Source organism: Siphonobacter sp. (assembly GCF_048595215.1).
In the GTDB taxonomy this organism is placed as follows: Bacteria; Bacteroidota; Bacteroidia; order Cytophagales; family Spirosomataceae; genus Siphonobacter.
The window spans coordinates 1-6,299 of record NZ_JBMDWJ010000362.1 but is presented as its reverse complement, the minus strand read 5'-3'; the positions used below and the strand labels follow the sequence as shown (position 1 = coordinate 6,299).

General features: G+C 51.7%; 6 protein-coding genes. 3 read left to right on the top strand and 3 right to left on the bottom strand.

The window, feature by feature from the left end; all coding sequences use genetic code 11:
* The 3 genes from ACOJTG_RS22380 to ACOJTG_RS22370 all read right to left on the bottom strand — a co-directional run.
* The coding region (locus ACOJTG_RS22380; protein WP_420155842.1) for a carboxypeptidase-like regulatory domain-containing protein at positions 1-819 on the bottom strand (819 nt) is incomplete at its 3' end.
* Between the two features lie 170 nt (positions 820-989).
* On the bottom strand, positions 990-1,961 hold the full coding sequence (locus ACOJTG_RS22375) for a FecR family protein (protein ID WP_420155841.1): 972 nt from the start codon (positions 1,959-1,961) through the stop codon (positions 990-992).
* 139 nt (positions 1,962-2,100) lie between these two features.
* Complete coding sequence (locus tag ACOJTG_RS22370; protein ID WP_094815828.1) at positions 2,101-2,685, bottom strand: RNA polymerase sigma factor; 585 nt, start codon at positions 2,683-2,685, stop codon at positions 2,101-2,103.
* A 243-nt stretch (positions 2,686-2,928) separates the two neighbouring features.
* On the opposite strand from ACOJTG_RS22370, the gene ACOJTG_RS22365 reads away from it, so the two are divergent.
* From ACOJTG_RS22365 to ACOJTG_RS22355, 3 genes are all read left to right on the top strand, one after another.
* Positions 2,929-4,497 carry a serine hydrolase domain-containing protein gene (locus tag ACOJTG_RS22365; protein ID WP_420155840.1) on the top strand — a complete coding sequence of 523 codons (1,569 nt, stop codon included), beginning with the start codon at positions 2,929-2,931 and terminating at the stop codon, positions 4,495-4,497.
* A 64-nt stretch (positions 4,498-4,561) separates the two neighbouring features.
* A complete protein-coding gene (locus tag ACOJTG_RS22360; protein ID WP_420155839.1) occupies positions 4,562-5,650 on the top strand; it encodes a Gfo/Idh/MocA family protein in 1,089 nt (362 codons plus the stop codon).
* A 136-nt stretch (positions 5,651-5,786) separates the two neighbouring features.
* Positions 5,787-6,299: oligopeptide:H+ symporter (locus ACOJTG_RS22355; protein ID WP_420155838.1), on the top strand; the 513-nt coding region annotated here is incomplete at its 3' end.

The following is a 6,299-nucleotide window of genomic DNA, read 5'->3' as shown; positions in this document are numbered from 1 at the left end:
CCGAATGCTGATATTGGCTCCCGGTGCTCCCGAGTTTTGTACCACCTGCACGCCCGCCGCCCGGCCCGCTAGACCCTGTACGGCATTGACTACGGGCAGTTCATTCAACTCTTTGGAACTGACCGACGCCAGCGAACCCGTCACGTCACTCCGTTTCTGCGTACCGTAGCCGATGACTACGACTTCGGAAAGCGATTTCGTATCGGTTTCCAGTTTCACATCGATGGCACTCCGACCGCCGACGGCCACTTCCTGCGTTACGTAACCCACGTAGGAGAACACCAACGTGGCGGCATCGTCGGGTACATTCAGGGTATACCGCCCATTGGCGTCAGTAGCTGAACCCGTCGTGGTACCTTTTAGTACGACACTTACACCGGTTAAGGTTTGCCCCTGATTATCGGTAACAGTCCCCGTTACTGTTAATTTCGGAGCGGTCAGCAGCATCGTTTCCTGACTTTTGGAAAGCACAATGCGTCCCGACACGAGTTTATACTGAATCGCTAAAGGGCCCAGTAAGGCTTTGAGTACCTCTTCCAGTTTGGTATGCATGGCCTTGACCGATACTTGCTGATCGGACTGAATTACTTTGCGACTGTACACAAACTTGACGGAAGCTTGCGTTTCAATCTGACTCAGTGCCTGCTCCAGACTCACCTTCCCGGCGGGCAGGATTACGGTACGCTCCAGTACATCCTGAACCGTATGAATGGGTTCAGCGAAACTGAAGAGAGGTACGCTTAGTAGTAGCGGTAGAAAAGAACGGTGGAGCAACCAGCCCGCCAGAGCGTAAGGTTTGAAGTAACGTGTTTTTTTCATAGGTCTTATTCATTATTAATAGGCACAAAACGTCCCCGCACGCCTTCTGAGCGAAGGTGCGTAAGGGCTTTACTAGTGGTAGTACCAGACCACCAGAATCAGGAAATTAGATTACGTCTTTGGAGTTAATCATGGCAATCAGTTTTAGAGGAGGTAAGTAGGATAAGTCATTATCGGCAGCCCGAACCCTGTAGCAGGATTTGAGTACCGTCGGATTGGTAGGTAGCATTTAAAGCCTGGCAAATCATACCCAGCTGCTCGTAGAGGCCTAGCCCCGTCAGATCTCCGGTGAAGGGGCACTGACGTAAGGCCGATTGCTTGATGAGCAGGGTAATGCCATAGCGTTTTTCGAGGCGTTCAACCACGCGAAGCAGCGGTACGTCTTTGAATCGCATCGAAACGGAGGCATCCAGCACCAGCGGATTTTGGACGAGGCCCGTTTGCAGCCAGGGTTTCTCCCGCGAATACGTAACGAGCTGATTCGGTACCAGGATTACCTGATTTTGATCCTGCTGTACGGAAACTTTACCCGTAACTACCTGCACCTGCACGTAGCTTTGTTTAGGCTGATGCCTCACCCAGAAACTCGTCCCTAACACCTTCGTTTCCAGCGAGCCGGTGTGCACTAGAAAAGGCTTTTCAGGGTTCTTGGTAATTTGAAAGAAGGCGGTTCCCTGTAGGTCTACTTCCCGAAGCTTTCCAGTAAACGTTGACGAATACCGCAGGCTACTTCCTTCCAGCAACGTTACCTGACTCTGGTCGGAAAGGGTAAGCGTTTGCGGCCCGCGAGCGGTAAGCAGCGGAGCCGCCGTATGAACCGCCAGTTGTCCCGAATTCACGGACGTCTGCGTCCAGAACCAAAGGCCAATGGACAGTACCAGCAGTACCGATGCGGCCACCCCTACGTACCATCCGGATTTTCGGAGGGGCCGGATTTGAATCTCGGGTTCAGGTTCATCGATACGCTCGCGAATCGACGACCACAGCTTGGCTTGCAGCGGCGGACGTTCCGCCGCGGGAAGTTCTTCCTGCGAATCGACTGCCAGTCGGTCGTACCAGGCGTGGATACGCTGCTGTTCTTCGGCGGTGGCTTCGTTACGCTGGTAGCGTAGCAAAAGCTCCTGAAATTCTTCCGGGGTCATACAAGCAGTAGAGAGCCTTGAGTGCCGCTCCTATCTAACAAGTCGGATGTGCGAAGATTTGGCCTAAATCGTTTTAAAATTTCTACGAAAGTTTATATAAAGATGCTTGATACCCACTAAAATTCTTGCCTTCGTTCAATTAACGGTTGGTGAGAATGAGATAAAGCAGCGTGCCCAGTAAATGATCCTGGTAGTGCGTGCGGAGAAATTTGACGGCCTTGGTAAGATGGTACTCTACAGCTTTTTCGGAAAGCTGAATATGGTGGGCAATTTGGGTGACGGACCAGTTCTCAAAATAACTCAGGGTAAACACCTGGCGGGACTTTTCGGGTAGAGTTTGCAGCGAATCTTCTAGAGCCGAACGTAAATCATTTAAGATAATGGCCTCTTCCGTGGACGAATCCTCCGTTGATAAGAAGGACTGGTAATAACTTAGATATTGCTCCCGCGTGACCCGAGCTCTGATCTGGTCGATAACGGCGTACCGAACCGCCGAAAACAGGTAATAGCTCAGTCGATTGATGGACACACTCGCCTTTCGTTCCCAGAGCTTTACGAAAATATCCTGTACCATTTCTTCGGCTACTTCACGGTCGTTCAGTTTGCGGTACGCCACCAGAAACATCGGATACCAGTACTGGGAATAGATGGCCTCAAAAGCCGTCAAACTCCCCTGCTGGAGTTCGGAAATCAACTTTTGTTCATCGATCATTCCTGTTTGCATGGCGTGAGTAATAAGTTAACCAATCCCCCGAGACCCCGATCAGAGTATTTTGAATGGTTAAAATTATATATAATGTTTGTATGTTTATACGTAAAAGGAGTATTAAATGTAGCAACCCTACGCGGGTTACGGTTTCGTTTCTAATTTTAGACGGATCTGCGTACCGGCTCGTCTTTCTGCGGACGTATGCAATCCTTTGAAGTTATATCTTACCTTTAAGACCTTCTTTACCTCAAACCAACGATGACACTATCTCGACGTACCTTTTTGCAGCAGTTGGGCATGCACTCGGCTCAACTGGGTTTGCTTTCTACGCTTCCAGCCTGGCTGCCAGCCCCTGGAAACGCCCTTTCCCGTAGTACGCCCGAAGCTCAGGGCGTTGCTTCACAGGGCATCCTGGATTTCATTGCAACCGTTGAAAAGGAAAAACTCAACGTACATAGCCTGATGGTGCTGCGACACGGGCAGGTCATTGCCGAAGGCTGGTGGGCTCCGTACGCGGCTGATCTCAAGCACACGCTCTATTCGCTCAGTAAGAGCTTTACTTCTACGGCCGTTGGACTGGCGGTAGCCGAAAATCGCCTTCGGGTGGAAGATCCGGTCATCAAGTTTTTTCCCGAAGATCTTCCCGCAACGGTCAGCCCAAATCTGGCCGCCATGCGAATCAAGGATTTGCTGACCATGTCTACCGGACACGCGAAAGATACAACGGGTCCCATGGCCGAAAGTCCGAATTGGGTGAAGGGTTTTCTGGCCCAACCCGTCGAGCATCAGCCGGGTACGCACTTCGTCTACAATAGCGGAGCGACGTATATGCTTTCCGCCGTTGTGCAGAAGCTGACCGGACAAACTTTACTTGATTACCTCACGCCCCGACTATTCAAACCCTTAGCCATTGAAGGGGCCGACTGGGAAGTAAGTCCGCAAGGCATCAACACGGGTGGCTGGGGCTTACGGGTTAAAACCGAAGACATTGCCAAATTTGGTCAGTTGTACCTGCAAAAAGGCGTCTGGAAAGGCAAGCGGCTGATTACCGAAGCCTGGATCGACGAGGCTACGCGTTTTCAGGTACAGTCCTCGGGTGGCAGTCGTCCCAAAGAAACCCACGACTGGCTACAGGGTTACGGTTATCAATTCTGGCGGTGCCGCCACGAGGGGTACCGGGGGGATGGGGCCTTTGGTCAGTACTGTCTGGTATTGCCCAAGCTCGACCTCGTCATTGCCATGACCAGCGAAACCAGTAATATGCAGGGCATTATGGATGCCGCCTGGAACCACATTCTACCAGCCGTGGGCAAGTCTAGTCCGGCCTCCACCCAATCGGCTTTGAAAAAACGGCTGGCTTCCCTACGATTACCGCTGGCGGAGGGGACGTTTAACTCTCCCCTGAGCGAGCAAATCAACGGGAAAACCTTTCAGATTCAGGAAAATTCCCTGGGTATTCAATCCGTGCGGATGGACGTGAAGAAAGATTCCGTTCAATTGATTCTCAAAGATACGCAGGGCGAAGACCGCATTGAAGCGGGTTTGGGTCGCTGGAAATTCGGTCGCACCGATCTATCCACGACTCCGCTCAAACTTACTCAGACGCCCGTTCCCGGTGAAACACTTACGCCCATTGCCACGAGTGGAGCCTGGCGAAACGAGAATACCTTCGATTTCCTGGTTCGCTTCATTGAAACCGCCCATTACGAAATCATTTCCCTGCACTTTGAAACGGGAAAGGTACAGGTCAAATTCCAGCGAAGTCTTTCCATCCTCGATGGTAAACCCGACCGCCGACCTACTTTAGAGGGAACACTCACGGCTTAATTGATCAAACCCGAGGGCAGGCTGCGAAAGCGTTTGCCCTTTTTGCTTCTGACTTCATTACCGAATGAAAACTATACTCTTCGTTTGTTTTTTTCTGCTGGGTATGCTGAATCTTCAGGCCCAGAAACCCGTCCGACTGGCCGTAGCTGGTATCACCCACGGTCACGTCCCCTGGATTCTGGGTCGAAAACCGCTGGGCGACATCGAACTGGTGGGCATTGCCGAATCCAATACGGACCTTTCGAAACGCTACGCCGAACGATATCACCTGGAGTCCAAACTTTTTTACCGCGATCTGGTACAAATGCTGGATGCCGTCAAACCCGAAGCCGTCGTAGCCTTTGGATCCATTTACGAGCACAAAGCTGTCGTGGAGGCCTGTGCTCCCCGGGGCATTCACGTCATGGTGGAAAAACCGCTGTCTACCAACCTAGCCGATGCGGAACGGATGGCCTCCTTGGCCCGGAAGCACCAAACGCTGTTACTAACCAACTACGAAACGTCCTGGTACCCCAGCATTGAAAAAGCTTATCAGCTCGTTACTGATAGCAGTACCGTGGGAACGTTTAAGAAAATGGTGGTACACACGGGACACGAGGGTCCGAAAGAGATTGGCGTCAATGCCGAATTCTTTAACTGGCTAACGGACCCCGTACAAAACGGCGGTGGAGCCCTGATTGATTTCGGCTGTTACGGAGCCAACCTGATGACGTATTTCATGAAGAATGAAACACCGCTGTCGGTTACGGCGGTTACCCGGCAGTTCAAACCCCAGATTTATCCCAAGGTGGACGACGAAGCTACCATAGTCATTGAATACCCCTCGGCTCAGTGCATTGTGCAGGCTTCCTGGAACTGGCCTTTCAGCCGAAAAGATATGGAAGTCTACGGCGATGCGGGCTACGTTATTACAGAAAATACCACGGATTATAAAGTCCGCACTCGCTCCCAAAAAGAACAGAAACGACGCATTACGAAACAGGAATTGCCCGTTTACGACGATCCTTTTGCTTATTTTGCCGATTTGATCCGGGGAAAAATCAAGCCTCATCCGCTCTACTCGCTGGAAAACAACGTGCAGGTGGTGCGTATTCTCGAAGCCGCCCGGGAGTCGGCCCGCACGGGAAAGACGGTGCAGCTCCGAAAAAAATAAGTACCTGTTTTCCTGAAAATCCAGCCTGAGGCGAGGAAGTGGCTTTTCACCGAATGGGGAAGCCCGGTCCTCCTCCACAGCCCTGTAATTAGGAGCCATACCCTTTCTATAGCATATTATTTCTGTTTGTTCACTCATGACTTCTTCCCCCGAAAAACAGTGGTTAGGTCACCCGAAAGGCCTGTTTGTGTTGTTTATGACCGAGCTGTGGGAACGCTTTAGTTTCTACGGCATGCGGGCCATTCTAGTGCTGTATCTGACGGCTTCCGTGACGGGGCTGAATCCCGGCCTGGGCTGGACCAACGCCGAAGCCCTGACCTTTTATGGCTGGTACGGCTTCAGTGTATACATGGCCAGCTTGCCCGGCGGTTACCTCGCCGACCGCTTTTTGGGCCAGAAGAAAACCGTACTGATCGGAGCCCTGCTTCTGGCGATTGGCCATTTGATTCTGGCGATTCAGACCATGTGGGCTTTTTACCTGGGTATTTTTCTAATTGTACTTGGCGTGGGACTTTTGAAACCTAACATCTCGACGATGGTGGGGGGACTGTACGCCCAGCACGATCCTCGCCGCGATAAGGGCTTTACCATTTTTTACATCGGGATCAATCTGGGAGCGGCTTTTGCTCCCATCATGGTGGGCTGGGTT

Coding starts and splice junctions, on each gene's coding strand:
- ACOJTG_RS22365 (WP_420155840.1), top strand. CDS start 2,929: ATGACACTATCTCGACGTACCTTTTTGCAGCAGTTGGGCATGCACTCG.
- ACOJTG_RS22375 (WP_420155841.1), bottom strand. CDS start 1,961: ATGACCCCGGAAGAATTTCAGGAGCTTTTGCTACGCTACCAGCGTAAC.
- ACOJTG_RS22370 (WP_094815828.1), bottom strand. CDS start 2,685: ATGCAAACAGGAATGATCGATGAACAAAAGTTGATTTCCGAACTCCAG.
- ACOJTG_RS22360 (WP_420155839.1), top strand. CDS start 4,562: ATGAAAACTATACTCTTCGTTTGTTTTTTTCTGCTGGGTATGCTGAAT.